At 68.5% G+C, this 17,434-nt stretch carries 16 protein-coding genes; 9 read left to right on the plus strand and 7 right to left on the minus strand.

The features are described from left to right. Positions 1-9 precede the first annotated feature (9 nt). The 6 genes from AC1RAA_RS18275 to AC1RAA_RS18300 all read right to left on the minus strand — a co-directional run bounded on the left by AC1RAA_RS18275 (position 10) and on the right by AC1RAA_RS18300 (position 7,602). A complete protein-coding gene (locus AC1RAA_RS18275; protein WP_492730842.1) occupies positions 10-1,014 on the minus strand; it encodes an aromatic/alkene monooxygenase hydroxylase subunit beta in 1,005 nt (334 codons plus the stop codon). Positions 1,015-1,056: 42 nt separating this feature from the next. After that, positions 1,057-1,326, minus strand: a complete 270-nt coding sequence (locus AC1RAA_RS18280; RefSeq protein ID WP_174250303.1) for a phenol hydroxylase subunit — start codon at positions 1,324-1,326, stop codon at positions 1,057-1,059. Between the two features lie 222 nt (positions 1,327-1,548). Next, positions 1,549-3,222 carry a sigma-54-dependent Fis family transcriptional regulator gene (locus AC1RAA_RS18285; RefSeq protein ID WP_144004497.1) on the minus strand — a complete coding sequence of 558 codons (1,674 nt, stop codon included), beginning with the start codon at positions 3,220-3,222 and terminating at the stop codon, positions 1,549-1,551. 172 nt (positions 3,223-3,394) lie between these two features. Continuing rightward, the gene (locus AC1RAA_RS18290) at positions 3,395-5,035 is read right to left on the minus strand and encodes a 3-(methylthio)propionyl-CoA ligase (RefSeq protein ID WP_487849669.1); all 1,641 of its coding nucleotides are present in this window, start codon (positions 5,033-5,035) and stop codon (positions 3,395-3,397) included. Positions 5,036-5,079: 44 nt separating this feature from the next. Next, positions 5,080-6,294, minus strand: a complete 1,215-nt coding sequence (locus AC1RAA_RS18295; RefSeq protein ID WP_492730840.1) for an ABC transporter substrate-binding protein — start codon at positions 6,292-6,294, stop codon at positions 5,080-5,082. A 69-nt stretch (positions 6,295-6,363) separates the two neighbouring features. Then, positions 6,364-7,602 carry an ABC transporter substrate-binding protein gene (locus AC1RAA_RS18300; protein WP_492686510.1) on the minus strand — a complete coding sequence of 413 codons (1,239 nt, stop codon included), beginning with the start codon at positions 7,600-7,602 and terminating at the stop codon, positions 6,364-6,366. A gap of 174 nt (positions 7,603-7,776) precedes the next feature. On the opposite strand from AC1RAA_RS18300, the gene AC1RAA_RS18305 reads away from it, so the two are divergent. From AC1RAA_RS18305 to AC1RAA_RS18345, 9 genes are all read left to right on the plus strand, one after another. Further along, positions 7,777-9,030 carry an acyl-CoA dehydrogenase family protein gene (locus AC1RAA_RS18305; RefSeq protein WP_492730838.1) on the plus strand — a complete coding sequence of 418 codons (1,254 nt, stop codon included), beginning with the start codon at positions 7,777-7,779 and terminating at the stop codon, positions 9,028-9,030. A 21-nt stretch (positions 9,031-9,051) separates the two neighbouring features. Next, positions 9,052-10,146 carry an acyl-CoA dehydrogenase family protein gene (locus AC1RAA_RS18310; protein WP_492730836.1) on the plus strand — a complete coding sequence of 365 codons (1,095 nt, stop codon included), beginning with the start codon at positions 9,052-9,054 and terminating at the stop codon, positions 10,144-10,146. 11 nt (positions 10,147-10,157) lie between these two features. Continuing rightward, positions 10,158-11,357: a CaiB/BaiF CoA transferase family protein gene (locus AC1RAA_RS18315; RefSeq protein WP_492730834.1), complete on the plus strand. Its 1,200-nt coding sequence runs from the start codon at positions 10,158-10,160 to the stop codon at positions 11,355-11,357. A gap of 2 nt (positions 11,358-11,359) precedes the next feature. Continuing rightward, the gene (locus AC1RAA_RS18320) at positions 11,360-12,031 is read left to right on the plus strand and encodes a nitroreductase (RefSeq protein WP_492731295.1); all 672 of its coding nucleotides are present in this window, start codon (positions 11,360-11,362) and stop codon (positions 12,029-12,031) included. A gap of 14 nt (positions 12,032-12,045) precedes the next feature. Continuing rightward, positions 12,046-12,576 carry a hypothetical protein gene (locus AC1RAA_RS18325; protein ID WP_447747175.1) on the plus strand — a complete coding sequence of 177 codons (531 nt, stop codon included), beginning with the start codon at positions 12,046-12,048 and terminating at the stop codon, positions 12,574-12,576. Between the two features lie 175 nt (positions 12,577-12,751). Continuing rightward, positions 12,752-13,201: a hotdog family protein gene (locus AC1RAA_RS18330; protein WP_492730832.1), complete on the plus strand. Its 450-nt coding sequence runs from the start codon at positions 12,752-12,754 to the stop codon at positions 13,199-13,201. 41 nt (positions 13,202-13,242) lie between these two features. Beyond that, the gene (locus AC1RAA_RS18335) at positions 13,243-14,229 is read left to right on the plus strand and encodes a Bug family tripartite tricarboxylate transporter substrate binding protein (RefSeq protein ID WP_492730830.1); all 987 of its coding nucleotides are present in this window, start codon (positions 13,243-13,245) and stop codon (positions 14,227-14,229) included. Between the two features lie 11 nt (positions 14,230-14,240). Beyond that, positions 14,241-15,221: a Bug family tripartite tricarboxylate transporter substrate binding protein gene (locus AC1RAA_RS18340; RefSeq protein WP_492730828.1), complete on the plus strand. Its 981-nt coding sequence runs from the start codon at positions 14,241-14,243 to the stop codon at positions 15,219-15,221. A 3-nt stretch (positions 15,222-15,224) separates the two neighbouring features. After that, positions 15,225-16,436, plus strand: a complete 1,212-nt coding sequence (locus AC1RAA_RS18345; protein WP_492730826.1) for a CaiB/BaiF CoA transferase family protein — start codon at positions 15,225-15,227, stop codon at positions 16,434-16,436. Positions 16,437-16,439: 3 nt separating this feature from the next. Here AC1RAA_RS18345 and AC1RAA_RS18350 read toward each other — a convergent pair whose 3' ends face one another. Then, the gene (locus AC1RAA_RS18350) at positions 16,440-17,426 is read right to left on the minus strand and encodes a Bug family tripartite tricarboxylate transporter substrate binding protein (protein ID WP_492730824.1); all 987 of its coding nucleotides are present in this window, start codon (positions 17,424-17,426) and stop codon (positions 16,440-16,442) included. Positions 17,427-17,434 lie beyond the last annotated feature (8 nt).

Raw genomic sequence — 17,434 nt, forward strand, 5'->3', positions numbered from 1 at the left:
ATTCGGTCGTCAGGCGGCAGCGCCGGTGCGCACCAGGCGGGCCACGCGCGCGTCGAGCGCGGCGTGCAGCGTCTTCAGCACCTCGGCGCCCTGTGCGCCCAAGGCCAGCGCGGCCAGCGGCGCCAGCGCCTGCACGGCCTGGTCGCGCCAGCTCGCGTACCACTGCGCAAGCAGTTCGGCGTTGGTGGGCGACTCGTCGGCGGCGGTCTTCAGCGTGGCGTCGACCCAGCGCACGTTCTCGTCGAACCACTCGTTCATGAACTCGGTCAGCATCGCCAGCGCGTTGCCGGTGGCGGCGCTGTGCGCGTTCACGTAGTGGCGGTAGACCAGCGGGTACAGCAGGCCGTCGAGCACGAGGTTCTGGGCCACGAACACCTCAAACCAGTCCTTGGTGACGAACAGGTTCTCCATCAGGCGGCGCACGCCCTGCCAGGCCGGGTGCGCGAGCCAGGCCTGCTTGCCGGCGTCCAGCGCGCGGCCCGAGTTGGCGTCGATCTGCAGGCCGACGCGCGAGAGGTACTGCGCGATGCCCAGGCGGTCCATGGCCGCGTAGATGAAGGGCTGCGTGATGGCCGTGCCGTAGCCATAGCCGCAGCAGTAGCTGTGGTTCATGTTGGCGCCCCACTCGTAGTGGCGCAGCGGCACCAGCACCTGCTGCAGCGACTCGCGCACGCCGGCATCGGCCTGGGCCAGCAGCTGGCGCTTCTCGGCGAATTCGAACTGGCGGTCGGCGCCTTCCCCCTGGCGCGCGCGGGTCATGGTGTACACGCCGTAGTAATAGTGGCGCGGGTCCTTGAAGCTGTACCAGTCGGCCATCACGAGCGCCGTGCGGCGCTTGTCGTACAGCGCGTGCTGCGGGTCCCACAGCGGCCGGTAGTGGAAGTTGGCGGTGGGCTGCATGTCCAGCGTGGCCTCCTGGTAGCGCGAGGCCGGCTTGTCGCCGAGCCGCCGCGCCACATGCGAGAAGGTCTGCCGGATCGGCCGGATGTCCGAGGTCTTGATGTCGACTTGCACGGGGTGTCTCCTTGGTTGTCGCGGGGAAAAAATGCGGGGTCGTCAGTGGTCGATGCCGGGCGCGCCGAAGCGCCACTTCATGCGCTCGAAGTCCAGCCGCGCGCCCTCTTCGGTGCTCAGGTGGCGCACCGCGTGGCGCGCGCAGAACTCGCGGAACTGGTCGAACTGCAGCACCAGCTCCACGGCCAGCTCGGGGTCGCCGATGGCGAACTCGAACTCCACGAAGCGCGTGCCGCGCGTGCCGGTGACGCGCACGAAGCACGGCTGGCCGGTCATCTGTGCGGCGCTGCCGCTGCGGGGGTCGGGCTGCATCGAGGGCATCACTTGTTCAATCCATCAACAGGTAGACGGCACCAGCGCCGCCCGGCCTGATAAGGGCAACGGGCGTGCCAGCGTGGCTAAGTGATTGATTTGCATGGGCCCGCTGCGCCTGCGGGCCCGAAGCACCGGGAAGTCCCGGATGCTGGTTTGATCATTTGCTGCGGTGCAGCTTGATCAAATGGTGAAAACCGGAAAACGCCGGCCGGCGTCCGCTCAGGACGTCGGCAGGCCTTCCTTCTTGAGCCGGTAGGCCAGCTGCGGGCGCGTGATGCCCAGCAACCGAGCGGCCTGCGACAGGTTGCCCTTGGCGCGCTGCATCGCGGTCTGCATGAGACGCTGCTCGAGCGAGGCGATATCGATGTTCTGTTCCAGCACGCGCTGGCACAGCGCATCGAGCTCGCTCGCATCCGCGCCCGAAGCCGACGCGCCCGTGGCGACCTTGCCGCTGGCGTCGAGCTGGTTGTCGGGCGGCGCGCCCGGCGGCTGCATCCACAGGTGGCAGGCCTCGATGTCGCCGTGGTCGGGCGCCAGCAGCACGGCGCGCTCGATCACGTTCTCGAGCTCGCGGATGTTGCCGGGCCAGGCGTGCTTGTGCACGTCGAGCGCGGCCTTGTCGGTGAGGCCGCGCAGCTTCTTGCCGTACAGCGCGCTGTACTTCTCGACGAAGCGCGCCACCAGCGCCGGGATGTCGGCGGTGCGCTCGCGCAGCGGCGGAATCTGGATCGGGAAGGTGTTGAGCCGGTAGAACAGGTCGGTGCGGAACTTGCCGGCCTGCATGGCCTGCTGCAGGTTGACGTTGGTGGCGGCCACGATGCGCACGTCGACCTGGGTCGGCTGCTCGGCGCCCAGGCGCTCGACCTCGCCGGTCTGCAGCACGCGCAGCAGCTTGACCTGCGCGGCCAGCGGCAGGTCGCCCACCTCGTCCAGGAACAGGGTGCCGCCGTGGGCGCGCTCGAAGCGCCCGGCGCGCGCATGGTGGGCGCCGGTGTAGGCGCCCTTTTCCACGCCGAACAGCTCGGCCTCGATCAGGTCGGCCGGGATCGCCGCGCAGTTGACGGCAATGAAGGGCTGCTTGCCGCGCGGCCCGTTGTCGTGCAGCCAGCGAGCGAACACTTCCTTGCCCACGCCGGTCTCGCCGAGCAGCAGCACGGTGATGGCACTGTCGACCGCGCTGCGCATGAGCTCGAAGGCGGCACGGAAACCCGGCGACACGCCGACCAGCTTCTGGTCGTACTCGCGGCGCGGCTGCAGGCGGCGCAGGTGCTGCAGGCCGAGGTTGAAGTCGATGAGCTTCTCGGCCACATGGTGCTGGCGGAAGTACTCGAGGTAGTGCTCGTCGTTCCACGCCTCGGCGGCCTGGCCGACGATGCGGCAGCGGCTGTCGCCCATGCTGGTGCATTCGACTTCCTTGAACACCACCAGCCGCCCCATGAAGGCGGTGGTGTAGCCCGAGGCATAGCCGATCTGCGACCAGCACTGCGGGTCTTCCCCGTAGCCGAAGTCGGCCACGTGGGCTTCGCATTCCCAGGAGTTCTCCCAGAGGAATTCGCCGTAGAAATGCTTGGTGGCCACGTCGAGGTCGACCTGCACCTTCTGCACCGAGACGATGCCCTCGATGGAATGCAGGCGCGGCCCGAGCATGAAGGCGTCTTCGGCGCGCATGCCGGCAAGGCGCTCGCGCACGGCCACCTCACCGTCGCGCAGGCCGGAAGCAAAACCCATGCGCACCAGCAGGCCGCGCGCGCGCTCGATGCCCAGCGAGTCGAGCAGTTCGCGGCGCAGTTCGGCGAAGGCCCGGGCATGCATGAGCAGCATGCGCTGCTCGTCCAGCCAGATGTGGCCCGAGCCGGCGCTGAAGCGCAGGAGAGAAAGAAGTTCTCCCACCATGTCCCCTTTACTTGTCTGGAATCCGTTCCTCCTACATTCTCCTGCAAGGACGGACGACAAGGCTGCTCAATCAACAGGCAACGTGGTGCGAAGCCGCGCCAATGCTCGTTCTGCTGGCTCGCCTCCTCAGGCAACCCACAGAGTTATGCACAGAAAGAACGAACAACTGTCATCAAGTTGACTTGGCAGCGACGTAGCCCTTGAACTGCTCGCGCAGCTTGGTCTTCAGCAGCTTGCCGGTGGCTGTATGCGGCAGGCTGTCGACGAAAGCCACGTCGTCGGGCAGCCACCACTTGGCCACGCGCTGCGAAAGAAAAGTGAGCAGTTCCTCGCCCGTGACCTCTGCGCCTGCACGCTTCACGACGATCAGCAGGGGCCGCTCCTGCCACTTCGGATGCGCGATGCCGATCACCGCCGCCTCGGCCACGGCCGGGTGCGCGCTGGCGGCGTTCTCCAGGTCGATCGACGAGATCCACTCGCCGCCCGACTTGATGACGTCCTTGGCGCGGTCGACCAGCTGCACATAACCGTCGGCGTCGATGTTGGCCACGTCGCCGGTCGGAAAGAAGCCCTCGGCATCGAGCACGTCGCCGCCTTCGCTGCGGAAGTAACCGCTCGCAATCCACGGGCCGCGCACATGCAGGTGGCCGAAGGCCACGCCGTCGTGCGGCAGGCGCTGGCCGTTCTCGTCGACGATCTTGAGTTCCACGCCCCACACGCCGCGGCCCTGGCGCATCTTGACCGTGGTCTGCTCATCTTTCGGGAGCGCGAGGTGCTTGGGCAGCAGGTTGCCGATCACGCCGATGGGGCTGGTCTCGGTCATGCCCCAGCCTTGCACGAAGTCGGCGCCGAAGTCGCGCTCGAAGCGTTCGATCATGGCGCGCGGCGTGGCGGCGCCGCCCACGCCGATGCGCTTGAGGCCGATGGCGCGGGTGTCGATCTCGGGGTGGGCGTCGAAGTACTGGAACAGCATCAGCCACACGGTGGGCACGGCCTGCGAGAAGCTCACTTTCTCGTCGCGCATGAGTTCGTACAGGCTCTGGCCGTCCAGGTGCGGGCCGGGCATGACGAGCTTGGCGCCCACCATCGGCGCCGAGTACGGCATGCCCCAGGCGTTGGCATGGAACATGGGCACGGCCAACAGCAGCGTCATCTGCGAGCACACGCCGAAGGTGTCGGGCGCGCATTCCATCAGCGAATGCAGCACGGTGGAGCGGTGCGAATACAGCACGCCCTTGGGGTTGCCCGTGGTGCCCGAGGTGTAGCACAGCGACGACGCGGTGCGCTCGTCGAACTCGGGCCAGGTGTAGTCCTCGCTCTGCGCGCCGATGAGCTCGTCGTAGCACAGCAGGTTCGGCACGTCGATGGCCGGCATGTGGGCGCGGTCGGTCATGGCGACGAAGGCGCGCACGCTCTTGAGCTTGGGCGCGAGCTTCTCGACCAGCGGCGCGAAGCTGGTGTCGAAGAACAGCACCTTGTCTTCGGCGTGGTTGACGATGTAGTCGATCTGCTCCGGAAAGAGCCGCGGGTTCACCGTGTGCAGCACCGCGCCCGAGCCCGACACACCGTAGTACAGCGCCAGGTGCCGGTACGTGTTCCACGCCAGCGTGCCCACGCGGTCGCCGGGCGCCACGCCCAGCGCCTTCATCGCATTAGCCACCTGCTTGGAGCGCCGCTGCACCTCGCGGTAGTTGGTGCGGTGCACCGGGCCTTCGACGGTGCGCCCGACGATCTCGACGTGAGGGTGGAAGGTGGCCGCGTGGTCGATCAGCGACGAGATCAGCAGCGGGCGGTCCTGCATCAGTCCGAGCATGGTGTGTGTCTCCTGTGGTTCTTTTGAGCGTGCTTCTGCGAAGGCTACTTCACGGCGATCGAATCGCCCATGGGCTCGAACTCCTTGCCGTTGAACTGCACCAGCTGCAGCGTGTTGAACGGAAAGTAGTCGGTGGCCGAGGTGTTCAGCGCAATGCCCGGCAGCAGCATGCCGGTGCGCATGTTCTTGAGCGTGGTGGCCTGCTTGAGCACGTTCTCGCGCGTGAGGTTGTCGCCCGAGGCCTTGAGCACGGTCTCCATGGCCTGCGCCACGCCGTAGCCGTACACGCCGGCGGCGTTGTTCACGTCTTCGTTGGGTGCGTACTTCTTCATGAAGGCCAGGAACTCCTGCGTGGCCGGGTCGTTGGCCCAGCGCGGCTGCGCGGCGTCCTTGAAGAAGGCCATGGCCATGATGCCCTTCGACTTCTCCAGGCCCGCGGGCTCCAGCGTCATCTTCACGTAGGCCGACACGTAGGTGAGGTACTGCTGCTTGGGCTTCCAGCCGATGTCCCAGGCCTTGCGGATGGCCTGCGCGGCAAAGCGCGCGGTGGCGAAGTTGACGAACACGTCGGCGCCCGACGACTGCAGCTTGATGATCTGCGAATCGACCGTCGGGTCGGCCACTTCGAACGAGGCCTCGGCCACCACCATCGAGGCCTTGTCGCCCAGGCCTTTCTTCAGGCCCTTGAGCAGGTCCTTGCCGAAATCGTCGTTCTGATAGAGCACGGCGATCTTCGCGTTCGGCATCGTCTTCAGGATGTTCTTCGCGTAGAGGCTGCCCTCGCCTTCGTAGCTGGGCATGTAGGGCGTGGTCCAGGGGTAGGTCTTGGGGTCGTTGAAGCGGTCGGCGCCCACGCCCAGGAACAGGTGCGGCACCTTCTTGGCGTTCATGTAGCGCTGGATCGCGGCATTGGAGGCCGAGCCCAGGTTGCCGTACACGGCGAGCACTTCGTCCTGCTCGACCAGCTTGCGCACCACCTCGGTGGTGCGCGGCGGCGTGTACTGGTCGTCATAGCTGATGAGCCTGACCTTTCGGCCGTTGATGCCGCCCTTGTCGTTCACCATCTTGAAGTAGGCCTCGTTGACCTTGCCGACGATGCCGTACGACGACACCGGGCCGCTGTAGGGCATGGCCATGCCGAGCTTGATCTCGGTGTCGGAGGCGCCGGTGTCGTACTTCTTCTGCGCAAGGGCCGCGCCGGCGGTGAACAGGAGGGCCGCGCCGCCCAGGGCGGCGGCCAGTCGAACGATGGAGGTCATGGAAGCTTCAATGAAAACGAAAAGAGGGAAATGAAAAGCGGGCCAGCGGCGTGGCCCGCGTGACGTCAATCAATCGCCGAGCACTTTGCCGAAGGGCTCGTAGCGCGTGCCATTGAAGCGCACCAGCTGCATGCGCTCGATCGGATAGAAGTCCGTCGGCGAGGTCTTCACCTCGATGCCCGGGTAGAGCATGGGCGGGCTGTACTGCAGGTTGGCCGCCACCTTCATGATGTTGGCGCGCGTGAGGTCGTCGCCCGCCTTGCGCAGCACCTGCTCCAGCGTCTGCGCCGACGAGTAGCCCAGCACGTTGAGCGAATCGCTCAGGTCGCCCGAGGGGTAGTACTTGCTGAACCAGGTCTTGTAGTCCTCGTACTCCTTGGCGCCCTTCCACATGTCGTCGGCCGGGTCGCGCAGGTAGGTGGCCGAGATCACGCCCACCGCGTTCTCGGGGCCGGCCGGCTTGATCACCGCCGACACCGAGACCGACACGCTCGACAAATACTGCGTGGGCTTCCAGCCGATGTCGGCCGCCTTGCGGATCGCCTGCGCCGCGAACTTGGGCGTGGTGATGCTGAAGAAGGTGTCGGCGCCCGAGGCCTTCAGGTTGACCATCTGGCTGTCGATGGTCGGGTCGGTCACCTCGTAGGTCGACTGCGCCACGATCATCGTCTTGGCCTTGTCGCCCAGCGCCTCGAGAAAGCCCTTCAAAAAGTCTTTGCCGAAGTCGTCGTTCTGCATGAGCACGGCGATCTTCGCGTTGGGCTTGGTGGAGAGGATGTGCTGCGCGTAGATCTTGCCTTCGGTCTGGTACGTGGGCTGCCAGCCCATGGTCCAGGGGAAGGCCTTCGGGTCGCCGAAGCGCGTGGCGCCCGTGGCCACGAACAGCTGCGGCACCTTCTTGGCGTTCATGTAGCGCTGGATCGCAAGGTTGTGCGCCGTGCCCAGCGGGCCGAAGAGCACCAGCACCTCGTCCTGCTCGACCAGCTTGCGTGCCTGCTCCACGGTCTTGGAGGGGTTGTAGGCGTCGTCCAGCGAGATGAACGTGACCTTGCGGCCGTTGATGCCGCCTTCGGCATTGAGCTTGGCGAAGTAGCCCGCCGCGGCCTTGCCGATGGTGCCGTAGGCCGACACCGGGCCCGAGTACGGGACGATGTGGCCGATCTTGATCTCGGTGTCGCTCGCGCCCGGGTCGTAGCGCTTCTGGGCCTGCGCCGTGAAGGTCGCGGCGAGGCCTAGCGTGGCCGCCAGGCCGGCGCCCAGCAGGCGGCGGCGCGTGCCGGGGCGGGCGGAAATGAGGGAACGTGTCATGGTGTTGTCTCCGTCGTTCTTGTGAAAAAGAAGCTGCGGCCGCGGGCCTCTTGCCGGCCTTGCATGGGTCTCTTGCGGACCTCGTGCGGCATTCGGGCTGGATGGTAGGCAGCGCCCCTTGCGCGTCACATCGTCGGAACGGACGATTGAGAGCGGCTGAGGGTTGCCCCTAGCATGGGCCTCGACACGGAGACACACCCACCGCCGCGCAACGCGGCGCGCACCGAAGGCAAGCACCGCATGGACCTCACGCTCAATCCCCGCTACGAAGCCTTTCGCGACGAGCTGCGCGCGTTCCTGGCCACGCACGGCCACCGCTCGGCCTTCGCGCGCACCGCCGAGCGCCCCGACGCCGACGCCCTCGCATGGCAGCGCCTGCTGCTGGACCACGGCTACGCGGGCCGCACCGTGCCGCGTGAGTACGGGGGCCACGGCGCGGTAGCCGATGTGATGGCGTCGCACCTCATCACCGAGGAGTTCGCGCGCGCCGGCGTGGCGCCACCGCTGGGCAACCAGGGCATCTCGATGCTGGTGCCCACCCTGCTCGAGCTGGGCAGCGAGGCGCAGCGGCGCGAATGGATCGGCCCCACCTTGCGCGGCGAGGTGGTCTGGTGCCAGGGCTACTCCGAGCCCGGCGCGGGCTCCGACCTGGCCTCGCTGCAGACGCGCGCCACCGAAGACGGCAGCGACTTCGTCATCAACGGCCAGAAGATCTGGACCTCGACCGCGCACGTGGCCGACATGATCTTCTGCCTCGTGCGCACCGAGCCCGGCGCCGCGAAGCACGCCGGCATCAGCTACCTGCTGTTCTCGATGAAGACGCCCGGCATCGAGGTGCGCCCGCTGAAGACGATGACGGGCCACGCCGAGTTCAACGAAGTCTTCTTCACCGACGTGCGCGTGCCGCAGCACCAGATCGTGGGCCAGCGCGGCGACGGCTGGAAGGTGGCCAACGCCACGCTCAAGCACGAGCGCGGCTCGCTCGGCAACCCCAACCTCACGACCCAGCGCTACCAGGAGCTCGCCACGCTGATGCAGGCCGAGACCGTTGACGGCACGCGCCTCATCGACCAGCCCGTGCTGCGCGACCGCCTGATGCGGCTGCAGGGCCAGGTGCTGGCGCAGAAGTGCCACGGCCTGCGGCTGCTCACGGCCGCGGCCAACGGCGAAGACCCCGGCCTGGCCGCGCTGGTCGTGAAGCTGCAGGGCTGCGAGCTGCGCCACCAGCTGGCCGCGCTCGCCATCGACGCGCTGGGCGAGCTGGGCCTCCTGATGCCCGGCAGCGCGCACCTGCGCGCACAGGCGCTCTGGCAGGAGCGCTACATGTTCGACCTGGGTTTGATCATCGGCGGCGGCACCGCGCAGATCCAGAAAAACATCATCGCGGAGCGCGGGCTGGACATGCCGCGTGAACCGCGTCTTGCCTGATCGACTGGAAGGAACTGCTCCATGGAATTCGCCCTCTCCGCCGACCAGAAGCTGCTGCAGGACAGCCTGCGCCGCGCGCTCGAACGTGCGTGTCCGCTCGACCGTGTGCGCCGCGTCGCGGCCGACGACCTGCCGCTGGACCGCGAGGTCTGGCACACGCTGTGCGAAGTCGGCGTGCCGGCCCTGCTCGTGCCCGAGGCCTTCGGCGGGCTCGGCCTGTCGCTGCTCGACGCCGCGCTGGCCGCAGAAGAACTGGGCCGCCATGTCGCGCCCTCGCCCTTCCTCGGCACCGCCGTGCTCGCACCGCTCGCGCTGCGCGAAGCCGGCAGCGCCGCGCAACAGGATGAATGGATGCCGCGCCTGGCGGCCGGCGAATGCATCGCCGGCGTGGCCATCGCCGAGGCCGTGGCCGGCGCGCGCGATGGCGCCGGCGTGACGGCCGACACCAACGGCACGCTCGACGGCAGCGCACTCTTCGTGCTCGACGCGGGCGCCGCCGATGTGTTCATCGTGGCCGACCGCGCGGGCGGCCTGCACCTCGTGCGCGCCGATGCGCAAGGCCTCACGCGCGGCGCACTGCGCAGCATCGACGCCACGCGCCCGCTCGGCGAATTGCACTTCGCACAGGTGAAGGCCGAGCGACTGCCCAACGCCAGCCCCGCCACGCTCGCGCGCCTGCGCAGCGCGGGCTGGGCCCTGCTCGCCGCCGACACGCTCGGCGCGGGCGAAGCCATGATCGGCCAGGCCGTGGCCTACGCCAAGGAGCGCCGCCAGTTCGGCCGCGTGATCGGCTCCTTCCAGGCCGTGAAGCACCTGTGCGCCGAGATGGCCGCCGCGCTGGAGCCCGGCCGCGCGCTCGTCTGGTACGCGGCCCATGCCTTCGACGCATTGCCCGAAGAAGCCGCGCTGCTCGCCGCGCACGCCAAGTCGCACCTGAGCGAAACCGGCACCTTCGTCGCCCGCACCGCCACCGAGGTGCATGGCGGCATGGGCATCACCGACCTGCTGGGCCTGCACTACTGGTTCAAGCGCATCGGCTTCAACCGCCAGCTGCTCGGCGGACCCGAGCGCGTGCGCCACCTCGCCGCCGAGATCCAGGGCCTCGTCGCCGCATGACCTCCCATCCCATGACCACACCATCCACCGCCCCCCGCATGCTCGAAGGCCTGCGCATCGTCGACCTCACCACGGTGATCTTCGGCCCCTACTGCACGCAGATCCTCGCGGACCTCGGCGCCGAGGTGGTCAAGGTCGAGCCGCCCGAGGGCGACAGCATCCGCATCATCGGCACGCCGCCCGTCACGCCGCTGATGAGCCCCGTGCACCTGCGGCTGAACCGCGGCAAGCGCTCCGTCGTCTGGGACCTGAAGAGCGAGGACGGCCGCGCCGCGATGCGCCGCCTCATCGAGACCAGCGACATCTTCATCCACAACGTGCGCAGCGACGCCATCGCGCGTGCGGGCCTCTCGTACGACGACGTGCGCGCCATCCGCCCCGACATCGTCTACGTGCACTGCACCGGCTTCGACCAGCGCGGGCCGTACGCCGCGCTGCAGGCCTACGACGACATCATTCAGGCCGCCTCGGGCATTGCCTCGCTGCCGCCCAAGGTCGACGGCAACCCGCAGCCGCGCTACGTGCCGATGACCATGGCCGACAAGGTCTCGGGCCTGCACGCGGCGTATGCCGTGCTCGCCGCCGTGGTGCACCGGCTGCGCACCGGCGAGGGCCAGCAGGTGGAAGTGCCGATGTTCGAGTCGCTCGCCAGCTTCAACCTCGTGGAGCACCTGTGCGACAAGACCTTCGTGCCGCCCACCGGCCCCGCGCTGTACCCGCGCCAGATCGACCCCATGCGCCAGCCCATGCGCACGCGCGACGGCTACATCGCCATTGCGCCCTACCTGGACGACCGCTGGCTGCGCTTCTTCGAGGCCGCCGGCCACCCCGAGGTGCTCGAGGCGCCCGAGCTGGCCGACAAGGCGCTGCGCCGCAAGCACATGAGCCGCATGTACGAGGCCGCCGCCGCGATCCTGCCCGAGCGCACCACGGCCGAGTGGCTCGACATATTGAAGAAGGCCAACGTGCCCGCGATGCGCGTGAACGACATCGCCGACCTGCCCGACGACCCGCAGCTGCAGGCCGCCGGCCTTTTCCGACAGCGCACGCATCCGACCGAAGGCGAGTATCTTGAGGTGCGCCCGCCGGTGCGCTTCTCGGGCTATGCCTACGCCGACCTTTCGCACGCCGCGACGCCCGGCCAGCACAGCGCCGAAGTGGCGCGCGAGCTGGGCGTGACCCTCATGAACGAACGAAAGAACGCCGCATGATCATGACTGTCTACGACGCCGTCGCAAGCCGCCGCTCGGTGCGCGAATTTCTCGACCGCCCCGTGCCGCCCGACACCATTCGCCGCGTGCTGCAGGCCGCGTTGCGCGCCCCCTCGGGCGGCAACCTGCAACCGTGGCACCTGCACGTGGTGGGCGGCGAGCGGCTTGACGAACTCAAGGCCCTCATGCGCACCCGCGTGCAGGAAACACCCGGCGGCGAGGGCAGCGAGTACGACATCTACCCGCGCGAGCTGGTCGCGCCCTACCGCGACCGCCGCTTTGCCGTGGGCGAGGCGATGTACGCGCGACTGGGCATTCCGCGCGAGGACAAGGCCGCGCGTTTGAGATGGTTTGCGCGCAACTTCCAGTTCTTCGGCGCGCCGCTCGCGCTCTTCTGCACCGTCGACCGCCGCATGGGCCCGCCGCAGTGGTCCGACCTGGGGATGATGTTGCAGAACGTGATGCTGCTGCTGCGCGCCGAGGGCCTGGACAGCTGCCCGCAGGAGTGCTGGGCCATCTACCCGCAGACCATCGGCCGCTTCATCGACCTGCCGCCCGAACGCATGCTCTTCACCGGCATGGCCATCGGCTACGCCGACCGCGACAAGCCCCTCGACGCCCTGGAGACCGAGCGCGCGCCGCTGGACGACGTGGCCGAGTTCATCGGCATCTAGGAAGGTAATCACCGATGGACGATTGGGAAAGCGCCTGGGCGCCGATGGTGGCGCGCGTGGGCGAAGACTTCGCGAACGGCGTGATCCGCTGGGGCGTCGATGTGATCGAGGCCGGCGCGGTGCGCCGCTATGTCGAGGTGCTGGAGTTCGACTGCCCGCTGCACCAGGGGCCCGACGCGGTCGCACCGTCGACCAGTCTCGCCAGCCTCACGCTGCCGCCCATGTGGGCCCCGGGCCAGCCGCCCGTGTTCACCAGCGACGCCCGCAACGCCGAACCCGAGCGCAGCCCGCTCAAGGGCACGCGCCCCGAAGGCATGCCGCCCACCACCGCCTACATGGCGACCGACTACGAGGTCGACTATCTGCAACCCGCGCGCCTGGGCGACCGCTTGGGCCGGCGCGGCAACCGGCTCGTGCGCTGCGAACCCAAGGCCACGAAGGTCGGGCGCGGTGCGTTCACGACGTGGGAGTACGACATCGTGAACCAGCGCGAAGAAGTCGTGGCCCGCTGCCGCTTCGGCATGTACCACTACCTGCCGCACTAGAGAACAGACGCCCGACGCCGTGCGGCCTCCCGCACTGGCGCGCTGCGTCCCGTGCGCAGGGCATTGGGTGCTCCCCGCAGCGAAATCAAGGAGGAGGGGCGAAGCCCCGGGGGACATTCGCGGAGGGGAGTACCCGATGTCCTGTGCACGCGCCCTGAACAAAGAAAGCAAAAAGATGAACTGGCAAGAACAACGCCACTGGAACGAAGTCAACGAGGGCGACACCCTGGCCCCCGTGCCCTTCCCCCTCACCGTCTACCGCCTCGTGATGGCCGCCGGCGCCAACCGCGACTTCAACGCCATCCACCACAACACCGAGCACGCCCAATCGACCGGCGCCCCCGAGATGTACGCCAACGTCATGCTGCTGCAGGGCATGTGGGAGCGCGCGATTCGCGAGTACATCGGCACGGCCGGCGTGCTGCATGCCATCCGCGGCTTTCGCATGAAGTCGTTCAACACCGCGGGCGACACCGTCACCGTGCGCGGCCAGGTCGAGCGCAAGTGGATCGACGACAGCACCGATGCCGCGCATCGCCACCGCCTCGACCTGCGCCTGTGGAGCGAGAACCGCCACGGCGTGTCGGTCGGCCCCGGCATTGCCGTCGTGAGCCTGCCGCCCTGACATCGCGCCCAGACAGAAAAACCATCGGAGACAAGACAGACATGCACAACAGCAGATTCACCCGCCGCCACGCCCTCGCGCTGGCCGCCGCCCTGGCCACAGGCAGCGCCTTCGCGCAACAGCCAACGACCACCTGGCCCGACAAACCCATCCGCATGATCGTGCCCTACGCCGCCGGCGGCGGCACCGACGTGTTCGCGCGCATCGTCGCCGAGGGCCTGGGCAAGCGGCTCGGCCAGAGCGTCATCGTCGACAACCGCCCCGGCGGCAACGGGCAGATCGGCATCACCGCCGTGCAGCGCGCACCGGCCGACGGCTACACCGTGCTGTTCTCGCTGACCTCCATCATCCAGAACCCGCTGCTGTACCCCAACGCCGGCTTCGATCCGTTCAAGGACTTCGTGCCCGTATCGGAGGCGGGCCGCCTGCCCATCGTCTTCACCGTGAGCAACAAGCTCGGCGTCGACACCCTCGACGGCTTCGTCAAGCTCGCGCGCGCCGCGCCCGGCAAGTACTCGTACGGCTCCTACGGCAACGGATCGAGCGCCCACCTGTACGCCGAGGTGCTGCAGGACGCCGCGGGCATCCAGCTGCTGCACGTGCCCTACAAGGGCGAAGCGCCGGCCATCACCGACCTGCTCGGCGGCACCGTCGATGCCGTGTTCGTTTCGGCCAAGGGCGTGGGCCCGCACGTCGCGGCCGGCAAGGCGAAGTCGATCGCCGTCGTCGGCACCGCACGCGCCCCGCTCGCGGCCGGCGTGCCCACCTTCAAGGAGCAGGGCTTCGCCGGCATGGAGTCGGTCGGCTGGTTCGGCATCTACCTGCCCGCCGGCACGCCGCAGCCCATCGCGCAGCGCCTGTCGACCGAAGTGGCCCAGGTGGTGCAAAGCCCCGAGCAGGCGGCGCGCATCGAAGGCCTGGGCGTGATCCCGGTCGGCAGCACGCCCGCGCAGCTCACCGCCACCATGCGCGCGGACCATGCGCGGTGGAAGCAGGTGATCCAGGCCAAGAACATCAAGCTCGATTGAGACCGCACGCCATGACACGTCTTTCCTCCACGCTCGGCCTCGCACTCGCAGCCTTGCTCACGCTGCCCGCCGCCGCGCAACAACCACCGGCCGACTACCCCTCGCAACCCGTCACGCTCGTCGTGCCCTTCCCCGCCGGCGGCATCACCGACAACATCGCGCGGCTGGTCGCACAGGAACTCGGCACCGCCTGGGGCAAGCCCGTCGTCGTCGACAACCGCGTGGGCGCCAGCGGCACCATCGGCGCCGCCGCCGTCGCGCGCGCCCCGAAGGACGGCCACACCGCCCTCTTCACCATCACCACGCACGTGCAGATGCCCGCGCTGCAGCGCAAGCTCTCGTACGACGCGGTGAAAGACTTCGCGGCCGTGTCGCAGATCGGCATCTCGACCTCGGCATTGGTCGTGACGCCCGACGTGCCCGCGAAAACGCTGGCCGAACTCGTCACGCTGCTCAAGGCCGAGCCCGGCAAGTATTCGTACGGCTCCACCGGCGTGGCGACCACCTCGCACATCTACGGCGAACTGTTCAAGAAAGAAGCCGGCGTCGACATGCCGCACGTGCCCTACAAGGGCGCCGCGCCCATGGTGACCGACCTGCTGGGCGGCCACATCCGCGTGGCCGTGCTCGACACCGGCACCGCCCTGCCCTACCTGCAAAGCGGCAAGCTGCGCGCGCTGGCGGCACTGGGCACGCAGCGCTCGGCCACGCTGCCGCAGGTGCCGACCTTCCAGCAGGCGGGCTACGCGGGCTTCGAGCCCTATGCGTGGATCGCGCTGTTCCTGCCGGCCGGCACGCCGCAGCCGCGCGTGGACAAGATGTCGAAGGCCGTCGCCGCCATCATCGCCAAGCCCGAGGTGCAAAAGAAGATGCGCGACATGAACATCGAACCCGTGGGCAGCACGGCCGCCGAGTTTGCCGTGGTGCTGCGCCAGGACGCCGACACCTGGAAGCGCGTGATCGACAAGACCGGCATCCGCCTGGAGGACTGATCGATGACGCCCCCTCCACTTTTTCGCGGCGCCCTCGAAGGCGTCAAGGTGCTCGACCTGTCCTCCGTGGTGCTCGGCCCGCTGGCCAGCCAGATGCTGGCAGACATGGGCGCCGACGTCATCAAGGTCGAGGCGCCGCAGGGCGACCTGGCCCGCTCGGTGGGGCCCGCGCGCCACAAGGGCATGTCGTCGCTGTACCTGTCGTGCAACCGGAACAAGCGCAGCCTCGTGCTCGACCTGAAGCAACCCGCCGCGCGCGAGGTGCTCGACACGCTGGTGCGCGGCAGCGACGTGCTCGTGCACTCGGTGCGCACCGACGCAGCGGCACGCATCGGCATCGACGCGGCGCGGCTGCATGCGCTCAACCCGCGGCTGGTGAGCGCGCACGTCAAGGGCTTCTCGGACGAGGGGCCGTATGCGGGCCTGCCGGCCTTCGACGACATCATCCAGGCCGCGTCGGGCCTGGCGCAGCTGCAATCGATCTACACCGGCGAGCCGCGCTACATGCCCGCGCTCGTGGCCGACAAGACCACGGCGCTGTACGCGGCGTACGCCATCGTCACCGCGCTGTTCCACCGCGAACGCAGCGGCCAGGGGCAGGCGGTCGACGTGCCGATGTTCGAGACCATGACCGCCTTCAACATGGTGGAGCACCTGTGGGGCCACACCTTCCAGCCGCCGATCGACGACATGGTGTACGGCTCGATCCGCTCCGGCGTGCGCAAGCCCTTTCGCACGGCCGACGGCTACATCGCGCTGGTGCCCTACACCGACGCGCAGTGGCTGCGCTTCTTCGAGGTCGTGGGCCGGCCCGAGCTGCGCGAGGACGAACGCTTTGCCACACTGGCCGCGCGCGTGCGCAACCACACGGTGGTGTTCGGCGAACTCGAACGCGCCACCGGCGCACGCACCACGGCCGAATGGGTGTCTGCCTTCCGCCAGGCCGACATTCCGGCGATGCCGATCCAGACACTGCAGCAGCTGCCCGACGATCCTCAGCTGAAAGCCAGCGGCCTGTGGCACGACGCCGAACACCCGACCGAAGGCACGCTGCGTTTTCCCGGCGTGCCGTTCACGCTGTCGGCCACGCCGGGCGGCGTGCAGCGGCTTGCGCCGTCGCTGGGCGAGCACACGGACGAGGTGCTGGAGGAGTTCGGGTTCGAACGCGCGGCGGTCGATGCGCTGGTGACCGCCGGCGTGGTGGCGCGGGCCTGAGGTCTATTCAAGCTTCAGGTTCATGTCCTTGATGAGCCGCGACCACAGCAGGTTCTCTCTGCGCACCGCCGCCATCAACTCACCCGGCCCTTCACCCGAAGGCTCCAGCCCCAAACCGATCATCCGTTCCTGAAGATCAGGCTGCGCCACGGCCTGGCGCACCGCACCGGCGAGCTTGTCGATGGCCGGTTGCGGCGTGCCGGTGGGCGCGAAGAAGCCCCAGAAGCCGCCGTGCTCGTAGCCCTTGAAGCCCTGCTCGGTGAAGGTGGGAATCTGCGGCGCGAGCGGCATGCGGCGCGTGCCGAACACGCCCAGCAATTTCGCGCGGCCCGACTTCGCGTGCGGCAGCGCCTCGCCCATGGTGACGAAGCCGCCCTGCACCTGGCCGCCGAGGATGTCGATCATCAGCGGCGCGCCGCCCTTGTAGGGCACGTGCGTCATCTGCAGGCCCTCGTCGCGCATGAGCTTCTCGCCGTAGAGGTGGCCCGACGAGCCCTGCCCCGCCGAGCCGAAGCTCAGCTTGCCGGGCTGCGCCTTGGCCATGGCGACGAACTCGCGCATGCTCTTGGCCGGCACGCCCTCGCCCACCGCGAACACGAGCAGGCCGTAGTTCGACAGCGACACGGGCGCGAAGTCCTTGAACACGTCGTAGCCGGGCTTGGCCATCAGCAGCGGCGCGAGCACGAAGGAGTTGACGGCGAACAGCAGCGTGTAGCCATCGGCCGGCGCCTTGGCCACGAAGGACGCGGCAATGGCGCCGTTGGCACCCGGCTTGGGGTCGATCAGCACCGGCTGGCCCAGCGGCTTGGCGATGCGTTCGCCGATGGTGCGCGCGATGCCGTCGACCAGCCCGCCGGCCGCCGACGACACGATGACCTTGATCGGCTGGGTCGGGTAGGCGTCGGCCGCCTGCGCCTTCGGCAAGGCACCGAGCGCGGGGGCCAGCAGTCCGCTCGCGCCCCATTGCGCGAATCGACGTCGTTGCAGCATGGAAAAAG

This window comes from Variovorax sp. GW823-FHT04F07, assembly GCF_058795995.1.

Bases quoted from the DNA above. Each gene is read 5' to 3' on its own strand.
- AC1RAA_RS18280 (WP_174250303.1), bottom strand. From the start codon at position 1,326: ATGCAGCCCGACCCCCGCAGCGGCAGCGCCGCACAGATGACCGGCCAG.
- AC1RAA_RS18285 (WP_144004497.1), bottom strand. From the start codon at position 3,222: ATGGTGGGAGAACTTCTTTCTCTCCTGCGCTTCAGCGCCGGCTCGGGC.
- AC1RAA_RS18290 (WP_487849669.1), bottom strand. From the start codon at position 5,035: ATGCTCGGACTGATGCAGGACCGCCCGCTGCTGATCTCGTCGCTGATC.
- AC1RAA_RS18295 (WP_492730840.1), bottom strand. From the start codon at position 6,294: ATGACCTCCATCGTTCGACTGGCCGCCGCCCTGGGCGGCGCGGCCCTC.
- AC1RAA_RS18300 (WP_492686510.1), bottom strand. From the start codon at position 7,602: ATGACACGTTCCCTCATTTCCGCCCGCCCCGGCACGCGCCGCCGCCTG.
- AC1RAA_RS18305 (WP_492730838.1), top strand. From the start codon at position 7,777: ATGGGCCTCGACACGGAGACACACCCACCGCCGCGCAACGCGGCGCGC.
- AC1RAA_RS18310 (WP_492730836.1), top strand. From the start codon at position 9,052: ATGGAATTCGCCCTCTCCGCCGACCAGAAGCTGCTGCAGGACAGCCTG.
- AC1RAA_RS18315 (WP_492730834.1), top strand. From the start codon at position 10,158: ATGACCACACCATCCACCGCCCCCCGCATGCTCGAAGGCCTGCGCATC.
- AC1RAA_RS18320 (WP_492731295.1), top strand. From the start codon at position 11,360: ATGACTGTCTACGACGCCGTCGCAAGCCGCCGCTCGGTGCGCGAATTT.
- AC1RAA_RS18325 (WP_447747175.1), top strand. From the start codon at position 12,046: ATGGACGATTGGGAAAGCGCCTGGGCGCCGATGGTGGCGCGCGTGGGC.
- AC1RAA_RS18330 (WP_492730832.1), top strand. From the start codon at position 12,752: ATGAACTGGCAAGAACAACGCCACTGGAACGAAGTCAACGAGGGCGAC.
- AC1RAA_RS18335 (WP_492730830.1), top strand. From the start codon at position 13,243: ATGCACAACAGCAGATTCACCCGCCGCCACGCCCTCGCGCTGGCCGCC.
- AC1RAA_RS18340 (WP_492730828.1), top strand. From the start codon at position 14,241: ATGACACGTCTTTCCTCCACGCTCGGCCTCGCACTCGCAGCCTTGCTC.
- AC1RAA_RS18345 (WP_492730826.1), top strand. From the start codon at position 15,225: ATGACGCCCCCTCCACTTTTTCGCGGCGCCCTCGAAGGCGTCAAGGTG.
- AC1RAA_RS18350 (WP_492730824.1), bottom strand. From the start codon at position 17,426: ATGCTGCAACGACGTCGATTCGCGCAATGGGGCGCGAGCGGACTGCTG.